Below are 17,004 nucleotides of genomic sequence, written 5' to 3'. Positions count from 1 at the left end.
TATTAAGGCCATAGCTGATAAAAAACAACGCCCACCCCTCCCTAAAGGAAGCGATATGGATTATGAGAAAAAAAGAAGCCCCACATTTAGTAAACTAAGCTTATGGTGCCTAATGTCATTCCTATCCCAGCCATAAGCCGAGAGATAATAATAAGGAAAAAATCTTTTATACCCATGAGCTTCAAAATAAGAATGAGTTATGACGCCATAATTAATAATGGTTATTCCATTCCTTTCTAATATAAGGAAATGCAGCACGATAAAGTAAATAACCAAGAAAGACCAACAACACCCCCCCCCCTCCCCAGAAAAATCTATTTACACTATTTGAAACAAAAAAAAACCATATAGAAAAAAAGGCTCCGATGACTGCCACCGACCCACCAATAGCGCAGACCAAATTAGCAATGGCAGCAATAGCAACTTCTTTAATATTCATAAGCCACCAAGAAAATATTCACAGATTTTATTAAACTCATCCGTACTCCTCTCATCGACATCACATGCTTTCTCGAATGGTTTAACAGTGTCCTCAATAAAAAAATAAAGCAGATCTAAATCTCCCATATTTTTTAACTTGTAATAATTACCAGGATTTCTCTCTCGCAAATATCTGGATGTATATATTGCTCTTGATGCTTCAGCACCAATTGACAGAAATGCTCCTATTCCAACCCCTGCAATAAATGCACTTGTAGCTCGACCAGAGAGAAAAGAACCTAACTTAATGCCTGTCAGTTGTGAAAAAATCACTTTTCCTGCAATACTCCCCCCTATATTTTTAGCCATTAAGGCAATATTAATACGAGATGAAAAATCATTCATAAACACGCCAATGACTCTTTCAATTATTTCACTATTGAATGTCGTAGTCTTAACCAGCCGAGCAATCCTGAATTTGTCATCTAAGTTTTCTCTACGATGCTCACTATCAATAAAATCATATCCCAGGTAGCCAAGATTCACCGGAAATGAAATAAGCCCCTTACCTAATGCTCCCAAGAAACCGGAGCCATCAACATTGATGGCCTCCAGCATATCTCTCGCAATTTCTTTTGCACTGTCCATTTATCGTTATCCTTTACGTGAACGTTATTCACCAAACTCAAGCACGATCCCCTCTTCCTCATCCCAGCCGAGACTGAGATGCGTGGTCTTCTGCTGCCCGGCTTTACGCTGCAGCAGCTGCTGGCTCAGTACCGGTAGAATTTGCTGGTTGAGCAGGCTGTCGATATTGCGCGCGCCGGTGTCCGGCAGCAGGCAGGCGGTGACGAGGGTGTCGTAGAGGCTTTCATCGATTTGAGTTTGCAGGCCGTAATGGCGGTTCAGGCGTTTCGCAACCTGCGCAAGCTTCATTTCCACGATGGTTCTGAGTGCCGTCGCGTTCAGCGGGCGATAGATCAGCGTCTGGAAGCGCGCCAGCAATGCGGGCTGGAAATGATCGCGCAGGATCGGGCGCAGCAGCTCCTGCAAATCGCCGTCGGTGGCTTCCGGCTGTTCGTCCAGCAGCTGCATGATGTGGTCAGAGCCGAGGTTGGCGGTCATCAGGATAACGGTGTTGCGGAAGTCGATTTCACGCCCTTCGCCGTCGCGCATAAAGCCGCGGTCAAAGACCTGGTAAAACAGATTGATGACATCGCGGTGCGCTTTTTCTACTTCATCCAGTAACACCACGCTGTACGGACGTTTGCGCACCGCTTCGGTCAGGATACCGCCTGGCCGTAACCCACGTAGCCCGGAGGAGAACCCTTGAGCTGGGAAACGGTGTGCGCCTCCTGGTATTCGGAAAGGTTGATGGTGATAAGAGATTTCTCGCCGCCGAACAGGCTGTCGGCGAGCGCCAGCGCGGTTTCGGTTTTACCCACGCCGCTCGGGCCGACCAGCAGGAACACGCCCAGCGGGCCGTTCTCCGGCGTCAGGCCGGTTTTCGCGGCGCGCAGGCGTTGCGCCATATCCAGCAGGGCGAGATTCTGGCCGACCACCCGGTTAGCAAGATGATGTTCCAGCATCAGCAGATCGGTCTGCTCGTCTTTCATCAGGCTTGAAAGCGGCACGCCGGTCCAGTCGGCTATGACGGTTGCTACCGTGCGGACGTCCACATCGAGGCTCAGCAGCGGCGCGCTGCCCTGCAGCGCTTCAAGCTGGCATTGCAGGTCGCTGATTTCCGCCTGGCGGCTGATGTCCTGGCGGGTTTCCAGCAGCTGTTGCGTAAGCGCTTTTTCTTCCCGGTACTGCGTTTCCAGCGCGACGAGCTGTTCATCCAGCGTTTTACACTGCTGCTCAATCTGCGCAATTCGTTCGCCGTGCGTGTCATTACCCAGCGCAATATCTTCCAGCAGCGCCTGCTCTTCCATTTTCAACGCGCCGATCTGCGCCTTCATGCGGGTCAGCTCTTCCGGCAGGGTGTCGAGGCTCATGCGCACGCGCGCCGAGGCGGTATCCAGCAGGTCGACGGCCTTGTCCGGAAGCTGGCGGCCGGTGATGTAGCGGCGGGACAGGCTGACGGCGGCTTTTACCGCATCATCGGTAATGTGTACGCCGTGGTGCTGCGCGTAGCGGGATTTGAGGCCGCGTAACATCAGGCAGGCCATTTCATCGTCCGGCTCGTCAACTTTGACAATCTGGAAGCGCCGCTCAAGCGCGGCGTCGCGTTCAAAATACTGTTTGTATTCGCTCCAGGTGGTGGCGGCGATGGTTCTGAGTTCGCCACGCGCAAGCGCGGGTTTAAGCAGGTTTGCCGCATCCGCGCCGCCCGCCTGGTTGCCCGCACCGATGATGGTGTGCGCTTCGTCGATAAAGAGTATCACCGGACTCGGCGAGTGCTGCACCGCGTCAATAACGTTTTTCAGACGCTGCTCAAACTCGCCCTTCACGCCCGCGCCCGCCTGTAGCAGGCCGAGGTCGAGGGTGCGCAGGCTGACGGTTTTCAGGCTGTCCGGCACGTTACCTTCCGCGATGCGCAGCGCCAGGCCTTCCACCAGCGCGGTCTTACCCACGCCCGGCTCGCCGACCAGAATCGGGTTATTTTTACGACGACGGGAGAGGATATCCACCATCTGGCGAATTTCATTGTCGCGCCCGAATACCGGGTCAATTTTGCCCTCTTTTGCCTTAGCGGTGACGTCGAGGGTGAATTTGTCGAGCGCAGCCTGTAGCGCATCGCTCAGGGTATTCCCGGAAACGCTTTCGCCATGGGGGATCTCTTCGCCCAGCGTTGACGGCGTTTGGCTCAGGCTTGCCTGCTGTTGCAGCTCCGGGCGTTCGTCCGACTGCGCGTCCAGCAGGGGTTTGAGGCGATTAACCTGCGTTTCGCTTAGGGAAAACAGCGGCCATAGCCCTTCGCATCGCAACAGCGCCGGTTTACCGATCAGTGCTTCCAGCAGGTGCACGCTCCGAATGGTCTGGTTGTCGTCCTGTAGCGATGCCGCAAGCCATGCCCCTTTCATCAGGGCTTCGAGATCGGCAGACAGCTGCGGACGGGTCGTGACCGAGCGCGGCAGCGCGTCCAAGTGCGCCAGCAGGCTCTGCCATAAATCGTCGAGGCTCCACTCATACCGCCGTGCCAGCACGGTGATGTCGCCTTCGCCCAGTTCGAGGAGTTTCAGCAGCCAGTGCTCGATGGTGATTTCCGCGTGCGCGCGGGTCTGACACAGCGTAGCCGCCGCTTCCAACGCTTTTGCGCAGTAGGGATTAAGGCGACGAAGTAATACGGCTGACTGGTGTTCCATGCTGCAATCCTCTTTGAGTATGCTACCGCCCTTAGCCTTTTCCTTGCGGAAACCCAGGCCCATAAGGTCGATGTCCGTTTCTGTTTTTGTTTGCTCAGCCGCCCGCTATTAGCGGCTCAAAAAACAAAAACAGCAGACGGTTTCCCGCCTGCCGTGAGGTCTGTCTTACGCGGTAACGCGTTCATTCCAGGAATCGGAATGAATGATGTTGCCGTCTTTGTAGGTCCAGGTGATTTTTTCGTAGCGCAGCTCAATCGCTTCGAGGTGGTTGTGCTTCTCGAAGGACGGGTCTTTTACGTCGTGCATTTTCGGCGCAACTTTAACCAGCTTCACGTTTTCCAGTTTGGCGTTGAAATATTCAACTTCCTGGCCCGCGTCGTTGATTTTGTACCATTTGAATTCGGCAGACTTCAGGGTCTGACCGGTGGTCACCGCACGGTAAAGGTACGGGCTGGACGCGTCGATTTCCTTAGTAAACAGGAACGGGGTGTGGACGCGGGTGCCGGTCAGTTTGCCGGTGTTGTTGTCGGTTGGGATGTACAGGCAGTGTTCCTGCGCCACAACTTCGATGCTGCCTTCACGGTCTTTCACATCCACGGAACCTTTAATGTCCGCGCCGCCGTCGTCCTTGAGCCACAGATAAACTGGAATTGCCATGTTTACTTCTCCATTTCTTGAGTTAAAACGTCACCCATTGCCGGTGACGCAGTTGTAAAGTCTTTTGCCTGACAGGCATCGGCCTGCGGCACAAGACTAATTTCGACCCGTCGGTTGGCCGCGCGGCCTGCCTCCGTGTCGTTTGTTTTTAAAGGACGGCTTTCGCCATAGCCCTGCACTGCGAAACAGCTTTCAGGCACGTCGCCGGTGTCGCGCATCCAATTGCGTACCGATTCAGCGCGTTTGAGGGATAAAATCTGGTTGGATTTGTCATCACCGGTATCGTCGGTATGCCCAGCCACCACGATCAGCCAATCCGGCTTGGCCTTAATTCCGACCAGAGCATTAATCAGCACCTTCGTTGAGCCGCTTTTCAGCTCGTACCTGCCGGTATCAAACAGAGAAAGGCTGTTCAGGCGGATGGTTTTCGGACCCTGAATGATTTTTTTAATGACCGGCGGCGGTGGAGGCGGCGGCGACCAGCCGTTGATGGCACTTTGCACCGGAGCAATGAGACGCATGCCCTGATACAGCCCCAGCGACAGGCGCATAGGCGCTCCCGTACGTAGCCAGCCATCCAGCAAACACTCATCGGCACGCAGATGTTCTTGCGCCTGCAGCTTAGGAGCCGGTGGTGTTCCGGTCAGGCCGTTGTACAGCGCCAGATGGTCGCCTACGCTCTGGATTAGCCGCTGGTTATTGATGAACGAGGCCAGCATAGCGAACAGTAAAAACAGGCCGCACAGCAGGCCCGCAAGCTGCCAGGTCTGCATCAGGCGAGAAACACCGTGGCGGCGAGGTAAATACGGCAGTAGCACATCCGGTAGCGGCAGGCAGTCCTGCGTCGAAGCTGTACCGGGCACTAGCGTGGTGATGCCTGCGATATGCCCCTGCCAGAGATTATCCGCACGCCCGGTGACCGGCGTGAAACAGCTGCCCCAGACGCAGGGCTTCAGGGCAGGTAAATCACCCTGGGGCTGGCCCAAAACGCGGGTGACGTGACTCTCACACCAGTCAAGCAGGCTTTCCATCCAGAACACGGCGCTCAGCCGCTCACAGGCGTTGTCCGCCCCCGGCTCACAGCCCCATTCCGCCAGAGGCATGATGCCTGCCCCGGCTTCCCGCACCTGAATCCCCTGCTGACCCGGCGTGACCGTGTACCAGCGTTCGGTCTGCGCCTGTGAATCAGAAGGCGGCGACAGCCAGGTGCTTATCCACACCGGAGGAATGCCTGCCAGCCAGCTTTTGCACTGCACGATAGAACGGTGCCAGACACGCAGCTGCTGGGTGAAATCATCTTTGTCCTGATGCTGTTCCGGAACAATCGCCAGCAGCACGGAAATCTGTGCGACCAGCGCCGGGCGTTCGTTCGCCAGATGCTGAGCTAGCAGAGGGAGCTGTTCCGGTAGCGCAACCGGTAAATACCAGCCCTGTCGAGTTTCGCGAAAAGGCAGCGCATCTGAAAACAACGATGCGCCGTCTGCGCAAACCAGCACAACGGCCCCCTGAAAGCCTTCGGGCGGCAGGTGCGTATCGGCAATATGGGCATGGGCAATTTTGTTGCGACGGTGTCGACGCCAAAGAAGATAACCGGCCGCCCCGCAGATGAAGACCACCAACATACTCAGCGACACGCGGCTGCCGTTACCCAGCGGCCAAAAGCCGAGGATCAGCCATAGCGCCAGGACCGCGGCAAGAAGCAACAGCATTAACTGCGTTAATCCGCGCATCTGTCAGTACGTCCCTGTCAGGTGTGACACCATGTTCGTGAGGGTGATAGAGAGAAAAAACCACAGCGCGACCAAAATCGCCGCTCCCAGCACCCACGTGAACCAGTATGTCTTACGACCGCTTCTCAAACGCGATGAGCGCGAAACCACCGGCGTATCCTGAGCTTGTGCAAAGGGTGGAACCAGCTGGCTCAGCTTACGGACCACATCTTCGCGGCGTTCATCGCCCTGCTCGCGATAGCGACCCACGAAGCCCAGCGTCAGCGCACGGTAGAAACAGGTCAACACAGAGGTATCCGGAGCGGGCTCCTGCAACACGGTTCGAATGCGTTCCCAGAGTTCCTCACCGGCGTTCAGGGTATTGAAATAACGCGCCTGAAGCGGGTCTCTAAGCCATTTGGCATAGCCGCTGTCCTGCTTCTGACGGTTCATTACGCTTTCATCAAGTAACGCGCACAGGGTATAGAGCATATGATCGGTGCTCGTCTCGCTGAATCCAGCACGCGATAGCGCCTCACGCGCGCTGTCCATCCAGCCACAGGCCTGGCGGTAGAGCGCTTCTCCGTCGGTTATTTCCTGACCGTTACGCAGCTGGCTAACCATCAGCCAGCAGGGATAAAAGACTTCGTCCGTAAATGATGGAGTTATCTTGTTCATGAGCGCAGCACCGCAAACAGTTCGAGTTTCACCTCGCCCAGCGTACCCGGCGTGTAGAAGGCGCAGTTACCCGCCTCCAGCATCGCCCGCGCATCCGGGCTATTGAGATCGAGCGCAAAATACTGATTCTCAAGACGCAGAGGGATTGCCGCAGGAACGTGTGACAACGGCTTCATCAAGACGCCGCTAAGGGCGACGTTAACGACATCGGACACCGCCTCAAAGCTCCCAGCCTTGCACAGCAGCGGGAACTGAGTCTGCAGCAGATAATTTGGCATTGACGAACGCACGGAGAGATAGAAATCCGCACCTTCACGCAGACGCGCATCGTGCAGGGAACCCGTCCAGAACTGCCCATCCTGCTTGAGATCGATCGCCACCATGCGCGACGGCAGGCTTGCCTCCAGCAATTTATCAAGCAGCGCAAACAGCGGCGGGAAAACCTGCTCTGGCGCATTGTGCCTGTAGAGCGGGATATCTTCGGCTTTGTGTTCAAGGGAGAACGTGAGCAGGCTGCCGGCCAGGCGCACCAGCTCGCGGTAGAACAGCTCCGGGTGCCGCGACGGCGACTGGAGCAGCTCTGTAAGCACCGGCTCAACGCTGTTCAGGGCGTTAAGTAGCCAGAAGAGCGACACGTCGGCAACGGCAAAATCCGCCATGCGTTCATTGCTCTCACGGCGCATATCCATCAGGCGGCGACGCCGGGCCTGCAGGCGATGCAGAAGATCGCCAAGTTCGCTAAGCACGGTCGGACTCGCAGCTAGGGAGAGCATCGGCGGGATAAAGCTCGGGTCCTGCGTCCATTGCCCCTGAGCGCTGCGTATCAGACGTACTACCGGACAGGTTAGATACGCAGCGTTTTCCTGGTGCGCGAAACGTAACGTGATGGCATGGTGCAGCACCGCAAGCTCGGTACGTTCATGACCGGCTAGCTCCTGCACCGTATGCCATTGTTGCTGCCAGCGGCGAGGACGTTCGCTATCCTGGCCATCATCAAGATTGCCGCCGTTGGCAGAAAGCAGCGGCAGAGCAAGGACGATATCCACACTTTCTCGATCGCTAACGGTCGATAAATCACAGGCTGGCGGAAGATTATCCGCCAGTTCTGTATCAATCTGCGTTCCGTCCGGGAAGCGAACGATAAGACGAAGAGCGTTCAGACGGGAGAGCGCGAGCGATCCTCCGTCGAAAGCAACCTCAATGACGCCCCAGGGATTCGCCAGCGCCATATGGGCCACGCTATCTGCCATATAAGCATCCCAGCGTGCCTGCTGTTGAAACTGTTGGGGGGCCAAAAAGGCCCCGTCTGTCCATAACGGACGGTAAATTTTCATCCCTGCAACCGCCTTATGCTTTAGCTTTTGGCATCTGCGAAACCAGCGACAGATTCACGTCCATGCCTTCTACCTGGAAGTGCGGCACGGCGTACAGCTTCACGCGGAAGAAGCCCGGGTTGTCTTCGATGTCTTCCACGGTCACCTTCGCATCGCGCAGCGGATGAGAGGCCTGCAGCTCGTCGCCCGGGTCGGTCATTTCGGTGACCAGCGTGCGCACCCAGGTGTTCAGTTCCAGCTCCAGCAGACGGCGGTCCTTGGTGGTGCCGATGTTTTCACGCTGGATAAGCTTCAGGTAGTGGGCAATGCGCGACAGCAGGAAGATGTACGGCAGACGCGCGTTGATGCGGCTGTTGGCGGTCGCATCGGCGGTGTCGTACAGCGCAGGCTTCTGCGCGGAGTTCGCGGAGAAGAAGCACGAGTAGTCGCGGTTTTTGTAGTACGACAGCGGGATGAAGCCGAGGTTAGCGAACTCGAACTCGCGGGTTTCCGGGATCATCACCTCACTCGGGATCTTCACCTGGTTGCCGGTGCCGAGATCGTACAGGTGGATCGGCAGATCGGTGACGGCACCGCCGGCCTGCGGGCCGCGGATCTGCACGCACCAGCCGTTCTTGATGAAGCTTTTCACCATGTTGGCGGCGAAGGCAAACGACGCGTTGGTCCACAGGTATTTCTCGTGGTCCGGGCCTTTGACTTCTTCAACATAGTTGAAGCTGCGCACCGGCACGGTGTCCGGGCCATACGGCAGGCGGCCGAGCACGCGCGGCATGGTCAGGCCGATGTAGCGGGAATCATCGGTATCGCGGAAGGATTTCCACTTGATGTATTCGGCACGGTCAAAGTAGTTGCCGATGTCTTTGATTGCCGCCACTTCTTCCATGGAGTCTTTCAGGAAGAATTTAGCGCCCACGGCGCCAATAAACGGCATGTGCGCGGAGGCAGAAACTTTGGAGATGTTGCGCAGCAGCGCCACGTCCTGGGCGGAGGCGTCAAACTCATAGTTGGAGATGACGGCACCGATTGGCTCGCCGCCCGGGGTGTCGTATTCCTGAATGTAGGTGTGGTGATACAGGCCGGTCTGGATGATTTCCGGGCTGTCTTCGAAGTCCTGACGCAGGTCGTCTTTGGAGACGTCCAGCACTTCGATTTTGACGTTCTGGCGGAAATCAGTGCGGTCCACCAGCGACTTCAGGCCGCGCCAGGCGGATTCCACCTGCTGGAAAGCATCATGATGCATGACCGCGTCCAGCTGGCGGCTTATCTGGTAATCCAGCTCGGCGATATGGTGGTCGAGCAGGGTTTTGTCGAGTTTCTCAACGGCCTGGCCGGACTGCTTCAGACGCTCAAGGAACACCTGCACGGCGGCGGTAACGCGCTGGTCAGCGGTCACGTCGGCGAGGGCGGAACCGTCCTGGAAGTCATTCAGGTCGCCAAGTCTGGCAACCGGCGTCAGGTTGATTTTTTCGAACAGCGAAGCATAGACACCATCACGTGGTGCATTTTCCAGTACGGTTGCATTACCCTGCACTGGGCTTGTTTCAGCATTTACAGACATCAGCATTCTCTCTGTTAGTCCATTAATAGATGCAGCCTGTATTTATTCAGGTGCGAGGGCGCTCAATTCGTCACGTAATTCTTGGGTCAGAGCCGGATCGATAAGAATCTTTTCAAGCTCTTTCCGGAAAGTGACGTTATCAAGAAGATTAGATTTTAAGTCGCGGAGTAAATTGCGCATGGCCAGCATGGCGCGAAGCTGCGGGATTTGACGGGCAACCTGTTCTGGCTCGAAATCTTTCATTTCCGAAAAACTCAGGCTGACATTTTCTTCTGAGCCATCGCCCGCAAGCGTATTGGGTACCGAGAATTTAACTTCAGGGTTCAGCTCTGCCAGAACGCTATTAAAGTTATTTTTGTTAATATTTACTTTGCTTCTTTCCGAAAGCGGCAGAGTTTCCTTTCCATTACTGAAATCCCCCATCGCTAACAGTTTTAACGGCAACTCTACTTTCTTTTTCGCCGATCCGGTATGCAGGTCCAGGCGTATATTGACACGTGCTTTTGGCACTTCGTTTTGGAAGGTTGACTCTGCCATATCATTCCCTTTGTGTATGAACAATCATAAGTGTAATTAAAGCTTCTTTACAAAACGATGATAGAGCAAACAACTACAGCAGATCAACTAAGCAGCCCGAAAAACCACAATTGGAAAATTCCTAAGAATTATCCTCCACACCAAGATGAGTACTACCTCTATATATGTAGTTGCACCCCATCCAATCGACTACGCAATCACTTAAGAGCCAGTTATATGTTCTGCTTAACAATCCCTTCTCGAGTTATTGCGCCACAACCGTCATTAATTTGTCATAAATCAATAAAATTTTGGCAGTCCGCATGAATAAAGGATTGTTTAAGTTTAATAAGACTAATGCACTAATCATGCCCGTCTCATTTTCCGTTGATGCATGACCTTGTTTCCTATCATGAAGGATACAGTTGTCATGTAAATAATTAATGAGCCATTCATTCATCAATGGAATATTCCTAAACATTTAAACAGACTGCCCAGATTAACTTTTACAGCATTCAACTGGGGGAATGGATGCGTTATCTCTATCTGAGGCGGAGGATTGAAGAAGATTATTAGCTAAACGATGCAAAGAACAATTTCTTGACACTTCTTAAATGGAAATTTCTTATTAAGAATTTTCTCGCAGAAAGCGCCCTGCTTTAAGAAAATACTTTACAGAACCGAGAGCTTTCGCTCTCAGCGCTTCAGTAAAAGTTCTTTTTCGGTAATTTTTATCGAAATAAGGCCAAAGACGTTCTAAGGGATCTTTTAATAATCCATAAAGCTCTGCACTGTAATCCCCTCTTTCTCGAACAATGCCCTGACCCGCCGAGCTATCTCTACCGCACCTGGGTTGTCGCCGTGAACACAGATAGAGTCAGCCTTGAGCGGCGTAAAAATGCCTTCGATTGAGGTCACCCCACCTACTCTCACCAGTTGGAGCATTCGTTTTGCGACAAGATCCGCATCGTGGAGAACGGAACCAGAATCCTTACGAGCGACCAGCGTGCCGTCCGCATGATATGCGCGATCAGCAAAGACCTCGGAGAGGGTTTTCAAACCTCGTGACTCAGCGAGCTTCAGGATGGGCGATCCGGATAGCCCCACCAGAGGCAGCTGGCTATCGACGGCAAGAATAGCGTCGATAACCGCTAAAGCTTGACGCTCGTCGTGGGCGATTGTGTTGTAGAGCGCGCCGTGAGGCTTTACGTAGCGCACCGAGACACCAGCGGCCTTCGCTAAGCCTTGCAAAGCGCCAAGCTGATAAATGACGTCAGCTTTCAGCTCGTCGCTGGCGATATCCATATTTCGACGGCCAAAGCCGACCAAATCCGGGTAGGCAACGTGCGCTCCAACCTTTACACCGTGGCTTTGCGCCGCCCGTAGCGTTTCCAGAATGCCCGCAGGAGAACCCGCGTGAAAGCCGCATGCGACGTTGGCGCTGGTAACAATCGCCAGCATTGCGGCGTCGTTCCCCATAGTCCAGGAGCCAAAGCTTTCACCCAAATCGCTGTTTAAATCAATCGTCTTCATCATGGTTTACCCACGCCCCTTCTTCCGTATTCAATACATTACCTTTATCGGCGCAGCGGCACATCCTTCATCAGCAGCGACAGCAAAAACGCCATCACCATTACGCAGGCCGAAATGATGTACACGGAATGGAGGGCGGTACCAAATGCCTGAAGGTAATCCTCACGCAGCGCGGCGGGAAGCTCATGCACCGCCTTTGCACCAAGCTGATGAGGCAGCGCCACGCCTTCGGGAATCAGCGCCTGCAGGTTAGACTGCAGCGCGTGGGTAAAGATTGCCCCAAACGCCGCCACGCCAATCGAACCGCCAATAGAACGGAACAGCGTCGTGCTTGAGGTGGCGACGCCGATAAGTTTCGGCTCGACGCTGTTTTGCACGGCAAGAATAAGCACCTGCATCACCATCCCGAGACCAAACCCCAGCAGCGCGATGTAAAGATAAAGAAGATGAAGCGGCGTGGTGATTTTTAACGTGCCGAGCAGCACCATCGCTATAAAGGTCACAAACGTACCGACGATAGGAAAAATACGGTAGCGCCCGATTTTGCTGATGATGCGGCCGCTGACAATCGAGGTGAACATCAGGCCGCCCATTAACGGCAGAAGCTGCATCCCAGCCTGCGACGGGGTAGAAGATTTCACTACCTGTAGATAAAGCGGCAGAAAAGTCATCGAGCCGAACAGGGACATACCGATGATAAAACCAATCAGGCAGCTTAGTAAGAAGGTGCGGTCGCGGAACAGATACAGCGGAATGATAGGTTCGACGGCAAGCCGTTCTTCATAAATGAACCCACCTAAAGTCACCGCAAAGAAGGCAAAAATGCACCACAGCTGCGGGTCTGACCAGGCCATCACCGTTCCGCCTTCGCTGGTAAACAGGATGAGGCAGGTCAGTGAAACGGCGAGATAGCCCGCCCCTAAAAAGTCGATTTCGTGCCGGATACGTGCGGTCTGGGCTTTCAGCACCGCGCCAATGACCAGCAGGGCAAAAATCCCCAGCGGCAGGTTGATGTAAAAAATCCAGCGCCAGGAAAAATGCTCGACCAGAAAGCCGCCGATCAGCGGGCCAATAACCGTAGCCAGTCCAAATACGCCGCCGAACAAGCCCTGGTATTTACCGCGTTCCGCCGGGGGAATCACGTCGCCGACGGCGGCCATTGTCACCACCATTAGACCGCCGCCGCCAAGCCCCTGCAAGGCTCGCATCACTATCAGCTGGGTCATATTTTGCGCGACGCCGCACAGCGCCGAGCCAAGCAAAAAAAGCACGATTGCCGTTTGCAGAACAATCTTTCGCCCAAGCAGATCGCCGAATTTCCCGTACAGCGGTACGACAATCGTCGAGGCCAGCAGGTAGGATGTCACTACCCATGAAAGTTTTTCCAGCCCGCCAAGCTCGCCGACGATGGTCGGCAGCGCCGTGGAAACGATGGTCTGATCCAGTGCGGCCAGCAGCATGACCAGCATGAGCGCGGAAAACAGCAGACGAACCGAGGTTGTCTGCGAGGGGGCTGCGGTTTGTGAAGTCTGATCGGTCGTCATAGGGCCCGGGATTTAGCTAGTGATGAAATTATTTTGTTAGGTATCTTTTTTTTGCGACCAATGGATTCTGGCGTACAGGTCACAAAAAAGCAGTGACAAAACTCTGAAATCCCAGTCAAAAATTGATTTGCGTCATTATTTAAATTCAAATCATAACCATGGTTTATGATTAGGTTTTTTCCTGGTTTGCCTGCATCACAATTAAGGGATTATAGCCGTGCCTGAGAGGGCCTTCCGCGAAAGCGATTTCTTTTAATTTGGGTTAACAGCAATGAAAAAATTTATCTTTATGATGATGATGGCCGTAACGCTTGCAGGGTGTAGCACCGCAGCCCAGCGTCAGGCAGACTGCCAGGCACAGGGTATTAGCAAAGATACCTGCTATCTGGCCGAGCAAAATCGTCAGAACGCCATCAATAACGCCGCGATGAAGCAGGCAATGGAAAATGCCAACAAAGCAGCTAATCCTTAAGCTCATCGACAGGCCCGCTCGGGCCTGTTTTTATTCCTCACCCTTTGTGCGTTAATCCAAAAATGAATTATCCCGCGAAATGATACAGAATTAGCCTCCCCAAAAGCCCATACCTTAAATTTCCACAGTTATTACAAAAGGTTAATCACCACCACAGCATGAGCAAATATTGACCACCGTCACAATTTGGCGACACTTGTTTTCGCTGAGGATTTGGGAGTACATTAGCGCCGTCTGGTCGAGTATTCGACCAATGAATGCAACGTGAAGCGGCCTTTTTTGGCATAAAGCTAATCCCAAAATGCCCGAATGACGGCTTCGCTTTTCTATACTTGGTTATCTGGCATGTTGAGCGCGATGAAACGCGTGGAGCAAGTGAAGTGAAATATTTTCTGATGGGCATATCAGTCATTTTAGTCGTCTGGGTCGGCACATTTATGGCGCTGGTGTAATCGATAACGCTGCCCGGTAACGGATAAGAAACAGGAGCCAAAGGGCTCCTGTTTTCGTTTGCGGCGTTCAGTGATTGTCGGATGGCGCTTCGCTTATCCGACCTACGTGACCAGGTGATTAAAGCCCGTCAGCACGGAACATCGCTTTAATGCCTCGCACCGCCTGACGAATACGGTCGCGGTTTTCGATAAGCGCAAAGCGCACGTGGGTATCGCCGTAGTCGCCGAACCCCACGCCCGGCGAAACGCAGACTTTCGCATCCTGCAGCAGCTTTTTAGCAAACTCCAGCGAGCCCATCGCCGCATACTTTTCCGGGATTTTCGCCCAGACGTACATCGAAGCTTTCGGGCATTCCACCATCCAGCCCGCTTCGTGCAGGCCTTTAACCAGCACGTCGCGACGGCGTTTATACTGCTCGGCAATATCACGCACGCACTGCTGATCGCCTTCCAGCGCCGCAATTGCCGCCACCTGCAACGGGGTAAAGGTGCCGTAGTCGTGATAGCTTTTGATACGCGCCAGCGCGCTCACCAGCTCCTGGTTTCCTACCATAAAGCCGATTCGCCAGCCCGCCATATTGTAGCTTTTCGACAGGGTGAAGAACTCTACCGCCACGTCGCGCGCGCCCGGCACCTGCATGATCGACGGGGCTTTCCAGCCGTCGTAAACGATGTCGGCATACGCCAGATCGTGGATCACCAGAATGTCGTAACGCTTCGCAAGGGCGACAACCTTCTCAAAGAATTCAAGCTCCACGCACTGCGCCGTCGGGTTTGACGGGAAGCCGAGGATCATCATTTTCGGTTTTGGATAGCTTTCACGGATGGCGCGTTCCAGCTCGTTGAAGAAGTCCACGCCCTCCACCAGCGGCACGGAGCGCACCTGTGCGCCAGCGATGACCGCGCCGTAAATGTGAATCGGATAGCTCGGGTTTGGCACCAGCACGGTATCGCCGTGATCGAGCGTGGCCAGCATCAGGTGCGCCAGCCCCTCTTTGGAGCCGATGGTAACAATCGCTTCGCTTTCCGGGTCGATATCAACCTCGTAGCGGTCTTTGTACCAGCGCGAAATTGCGCGCCGCAAGCGCGGAATGCCGCGAGATGTAGAGTAGCCGTGCGTATCGTCACGCTGCGCTACCGTGCAAAGTTTTTCCACGATGTGCGGAGGCGTTGGGCCGTCAGGGTTGCCCATGCTGAAATCGATAATATCTTCGCCACGGCGGCGCGCCGCCATTTTCAGTTCGGCGGTGATATTAAACACGTACGGGGGAAGACGATCGATACGCGAAAAACGGCGTTTAGGACTGGAGTCAGCCATAGATTCCTCAGATTACGTAAGCGCCCGGACCGTCCGAGCGACGCTGCCACGCTGTTGTGGCCTGCTTTGAAAATAGCCTGATTAAAATTCGTCTGTCGAGGGGGCAAGCGAAATATTTTTTATTCGCCCTAAAACGTGAACTTTCATTTGAAAGTTGTCCCTGTTTTATTCGATTGAACAGGGATACATTAACTATGTCGCAACAAACCAATAACCTTTTACCCTACGACGTGGAGCCCTGACATGAACCTGCACATTGATGATTTACCCCAGGCTATTCGCGAGATGAAACAGCGGCTGCGCCAGGATCTGCCCAACTACAAAGACGTTTTCGACGCGCTGGAAAACGACATGAAGCGCCAAATCGAGGCGATTCAGTCCGAGATGGCGCGCGGCGAGAATCCGGTGCCGCAGATCCACGCCGATGACATCGTTAACCACCGCGTGAGCGAACAGCAAAAGGCGCTGATTCGCCAACGCGGCTGCTGCACCGTTAAGGGCGTTTTCCCGCAGCAACAGGCGCAGGCGTGGAATGAGGAAATCGGTCAATACCTCGAAAAAAACGATTTCGTTGAGAAGCTAAAAAACGCCGCGGAAGATAACTACTTCGGTACGCTTGCCGCCAGCAAGCCGCAGATTTACGGCATTTACTGGTCTAAACCGCAGGTGGAAGCACGCCAGCACGAACGTATGAAAGCTGTGCAGGTTTTCCTCAATAATCTGTGGGAAACGCAAAGCAACGGGAAGCAGCATTTTGATGCCGATCGCGTGGTGAGCTACGCCGACCGTACCCGCCGCCGCCCGCCTCGCTCCACCTCTTTGGGCCTTTCTCCGCACGTGGACGGCGGCTCGGTAGAGCGCTGGCTGGATGAAAACTTCCGCCATGTTTACCGCCACGTTTTCTCAGGCGACTGGCAGAGCTATAACCCATTTGCCGCCGAAGGCCGTACGGAAGTTCGCGAATTTCCTTCCCCGGCGGTGTGCTCGATGTTCCGCACCTTCCAAGGATGGACGGCGCTTAGCCCGCAGCGCAAGCACGGCGGCACGCTGAACCTGCTGCCCGTCGCCAACGCCATGGCCTATATTCTGCTGCGCGCGCTGCAGGACGACGTGCCGGAAGAATCGCTGTGCGAAGCTTGGCCGGGGCGCGCGTTGTCTATTAACGAGCAGTGGCATCCCCTTTTATTAACCGGGATATCCTCAATTCCCGATATGGAAGCGGGCGATACGGTGTTCTGGCATTGCGATGTGATTCACTCCGTCGAAAACGAGCACCTGGGCGAGTTCGACAGCAACGTGATGTACATCGCCGCCGCACCGTGGTGCGAAAAGAACGCGGCGTATCTTGAACGCCAGTGGCCTGCATTCGTGGAAGGCCGGTCGCCGCCGGACTTTGCCGCAGACGATTTTGAGGTCGATTTTGTCGGGCGCGCGACGCCTGCGGATTTAACCGAGGCCGGACGCGAGCAGCTAGGCGGGAAGTAGCTTTCGATGCTTTCAATGGG

At 54.4% G+C, this 17,004-nt stretch carries 15 protein-coding genes and 1 pseudogene; 3 read left to right on the top strand and 13 right to left on the bottom strand.

The window, feature by feature from the left end; translation table 11 throughout:
* Positions 1–211 precede the first annotated feature (211 nt).
* The 12 genes and pseudogenes from ACSPHG_RS06405 to ACSPHG_RS06350 form a co-directional block, all read right to left on the bottom strand.
* A complete protein-coding gene (locus ACSPHG_RS06405) occupies positions 212–439 on the bottom strand; it encodes a hypothetical protein (RefSeq protein WP_435952661.1) in 228 nt (75 codons plus the stop codon).
* Entirely contained in the window at positions 436–1,068 is a 633-nt protein-coding gene (locus ACSPHG_RS06400; RefSeq protein ID WP_435952660.1) for a hypothetical protein, read from the bottom strand. Before ACSPHG_RS06400 ends, ACSPHG_RS06405 begins: the two co-directional genes overlap by 4 nt.
* Before the next feature lie 24 nt (positions 1,069–1,092).
* Positions 1,093–1,356 (bottom strand): ClpB D2-like domain containing protein, encoded by a 264-nt coding sequence (locus tag ACSPHG_RS06395; RefSeq protein ID WP_435955956.1) that lies wholly within the window; start codon positions 1,354–1,356, stop codon positions 1,093–1,095.
* A 111-nt stretch (positions 1,357–1,467) separates the two neighbouring features.
* A pseudogene (gene tssH, locus ACSPHG_RS06390) lies at positions 1,468–3,728 on the bottom strand (type VI secretion system ATPase TssH); the annotation flags it as partial.
* Positions 3,729–3,893: 165 nt separating this feature from the next.
* Positions 3,894–4,385, bottom strand: a complete 492-nt coding sequence (locus ACSPHG_RS06385; protein ID WP_435952659.1) for an Hcp family type VI secretion system effector — start codon at positions 4,383–4,385, stop codon at positions 3,894–3,896.
* 2 nt (positions 4,386–4,387) lie between these two features.
* Complete coding sequence (locus tag ACSPHG_RS06380; RefSeq protein WP_435952658.1) at positions 4,388–6,115, bottom strand: OmpA family protein; 1,728 nt, start codon at positions 6,113–6,115, stop codon at positions 4,388–4,390.
* 3 nt (positions 6,116–6,118) lie between these two features.
* Positions 6,119–6,772, bottom strand: coding sequence for a type VI secretion system protein TssL, short form (gene tssL, locus ACSPHG_RS06375; protein WP_435952657.1), 654 nt, complete (start codon positions 6,770–6,772; stop codon positions 6,119–6,121).
* Positions 6,769–8,106 carry a type VI secretion system baseplate subunit TssK gene (gene tssK, locus ACSPHG_RS06370; protein WP_435952656.1) on the bottom strand — a complete coding sequence of 446 codons (1,338 nt, stop codon included), beginning with the start codon at positions 8,104–8,106 and terminating at the stop codon, positions 6,769–6,771. Before tssK ends, tssL begins: the two co-directional genes overlap by 4 nt.
* A 13-nt stretch (positions 8,107–8,119) precedes the next feature.
* Positions 8,120–9,664, bottom strand: a complete 1,545-nt coding sequence (gene tssC / locus ACSPHG_RS06365) for a type VI secretion system contractile sheath large subunit (RefSeq protein WP_435952655.1) — start codon at positions 9,662–9,664, stop codon at positions 8,120–8,122.
* Positions 9,665–9,706: 42 nt separating this feature from the next.
* Positions 9,707–10,201, bottom strand: a complete 495-nt coding sequence (tssB, locus tag ACSPHG_RS06360) for a type VI secretion system contractile sheath small subunit (protein ID WP_435952654.1) — start codon at positions 10,199–10,201, stop codon at positions 9,707–9,709.
* Between the two features lie 747 nt (positions 10,202–10,948).
* Entirely contained in the window at positions 10,949–11,716 is a 768-nt protein-coding gene (locus tag ACSPHG_RS06355; protein ID WP_435952653.1) for a LamB/YcsF family protein, read from the bottom strand.
* 41 nt (positions 11,717–11,757) lie between these two features.
* Positions 11,758–13,257, bottom strand: a complete 1,500-nt coding sequence (locus ACSPHG_RS06350) for an MDR family MFS transporter (RefSeq protein WP_435952652.1) — start codon at positions 13,255–13,257, stop codon at positions 11,758–11,760.
* A gap of 271 nt (positions 13,258–13,528) precedes the next feature.
* Here ACSPHG_RS06350 and ACSPHG_RS06345 point away from each other — a divergent pair, with 271 nt between their 5' ends.
* Together ACSPHG_RS06345 and ypdK are read left to right on the top strand one after the other, a co-directional pair.
* A complete protein-coding gene (locus ACSPHG_RS06345) occupies positions 13,529–13,729 on the top strand; it encodes a hypothetical protein (RefSeq protein ID WP_435952651.1) in 201 nt (66 codons plus the stop codon).
* Between the two features lie 257 nt (positions 13,730–13,986).
* Positions 13,987–14,181 carry a membrane protein YpdK gene (gene ypdK / locus ACSPHG_RS06340; protein WP_435952650.1) on the top strand — a complete coding sequence of 65 codons (195 nt, stop codon included), beginning with the start codon at positions 13,987–13,989 and terminating at the stop codon, positions 14,179–14,181.
* A gap of 118 nt (positions 14,182–14,299) precedes the next feature.
* Here the strand turns inward: ypdK and alaC are convergent, their stop codons facing one another.
* The gene (gene alaC / locus ACSPHG_RS06335) at positions 14,300–15,499 is read right to left on the bottom strand and encodes an alanine transaminase (RefSeq protein WP_435952649.1); all 1,200 of its coding nucleotides are present in this window, start codon (positions 15,497–15,499) and stop codon (positions 14,300–14,302) included.
* A gap of 243 nt (positions 15,500–15,742) precedes the next feature.
* Here alaC and ACSPHG_RS06330 point away from each other — a divergent pair, with 243 nt between their 5' ends.
* The gene (locus ACSPHG_RS06330) at positions 15,743–16,984 is read left to right on the top strand and encodes a DUF1479 domain-containing protein (RefSeq protein ID WP_435952648.1); all 1,242 of its coding nucleotides are present in this window, start codon (positions 15,743–15,745) and stop codon (positions 16,982–16,984) included.
* The last annotated feature ends 20 nt before the right edge of the window (positions 16,985–17,004 follow it).

This window comes from Dryocola baronae (assembly GCF_051297175.1).
GTDB lineage: Bacteria > Pseudomonadota > Gammaproteobacteria > Enterobacterales > Enterobacteriaceae > Dryocola.
The sequence above is the reverse complement of the archived record's forward strand: the minus strand, read 5'-3'. Positions and strand labels throughout refer to the sequence as shown.

What these genes read in the sequence shown, in the direction of transcription:
- ACSPHG_RS06405 (WP_435952661.1), bottom strand. Translation starts at nt 439, where the DNA reads ATGAATATTAAAGAAGTTGCTATTGCTGCCATTGCTAATTTGGTCTGC.
- ACSPHG_RS06400 (WP_435952660.1), bottom strand. Translation starts at nt 1,068, where the DNA reads ATGGACAGTGCAAAAGAAATTGCGAGAGATATGCTGGAGGCCATCAAT.
- ACSPHG_RS06395 (WP_435955956.1), bottom strand. Translation starts at nt 1,356, where the DNA reads ATGAAGCTTGCGCAGGTTGCGAAACGCCTGAACCGCCATTACGGCCTG.
- ACSPHG_RS06385 (WP_435952659.1), bottom strand. Translation starts at nt 4,385, where the DNA reads ATGGCAATTCCAGTTTATCTGTGGCTCAAGGACGACGGCGGCGCGGAC.
- ACSPHG_RS06380 (WP_435952658.1), bottom strand. Translation starts at nt 6,115, where the DNA reads ATGCGCGGATTAACGCAGTTAATGCTGTTGCTTCTTGCCGCGGTCCTG.
- tssL (WP_435952657.1), bottom strand. Translation starts at nt 6,772, where the DNA reads ATGAACAAGATAACTCCATCATTTACGGACGAAGTCTTTTATCCCTGC.
- tssK (WP_435952656.1), bottom strand. Translation starts at nt 8,106, where the DNA reads ATGAAAATTTACCGTCCGTTATGGACAGACGGGGCCTTTTTGGCCCCC.
- tssC (WP_435952655.1), bottom strand. Translation starts at nt 9,664, where the DNA reads ATGTCTGTAAATGCTGAAACAAGCCCAGTGCAGGGTAATGCAACCGTA.
- tssB (WP_435952654.1), bottom strand. Translation starts at nt 10,201, where the DNA reads ATGGCAGAGTCAACCTTCCAAAACGAAGTGCCAAAAGCACGTGTCAAT.
- ACSPHG_RS06355 (WP_435952653.1), bottom strand. Translation starts at nt 11,716, where the DNA reads ATGATGAAGACGATTGATTTAAACAGCGATTTGGGTGAAAGCTTTGGC.
- ACSPHG_RS06350 (WP_435952652.1), bottom strand. Translation starts at nt 13,257, where the DNA reads ATGACGACCGATCAGACTTCACAAACCGCAGCCCCCTCGCAGACAACC.
- ACSPHG_RS06345 (WP_435952651.1), top strand. Translation starts at nt 13,529, where the DNA reads ATGAAAAAATTTATCTTTATGATGATGATGGCCGTAACGCTTGCAGGG.
- ypdK (WP_435952650.1), top strand. Translation starts at nt 13,987, where the DNA reads ATGCAACGTGAAGCGGCCTTTTTTGGCATAAAGCTAATCCCAAAATGC.
- alaC (WP_435952649.1), bottom strand. Translation starts at nt 15,499, where the DNA reads ATGGCTGACTCCAGTCCTAAACGCCGTTTTTCGCGTATCGATCGTCTT.
- ACSPHG_RS06330 (WP_435952648.1), top strand. Translation starts at nt 15,743, where the DNA reads ATGAACCTGCACATTGATGATTTACCCCAGGCTATTCGCGAGATGAAA.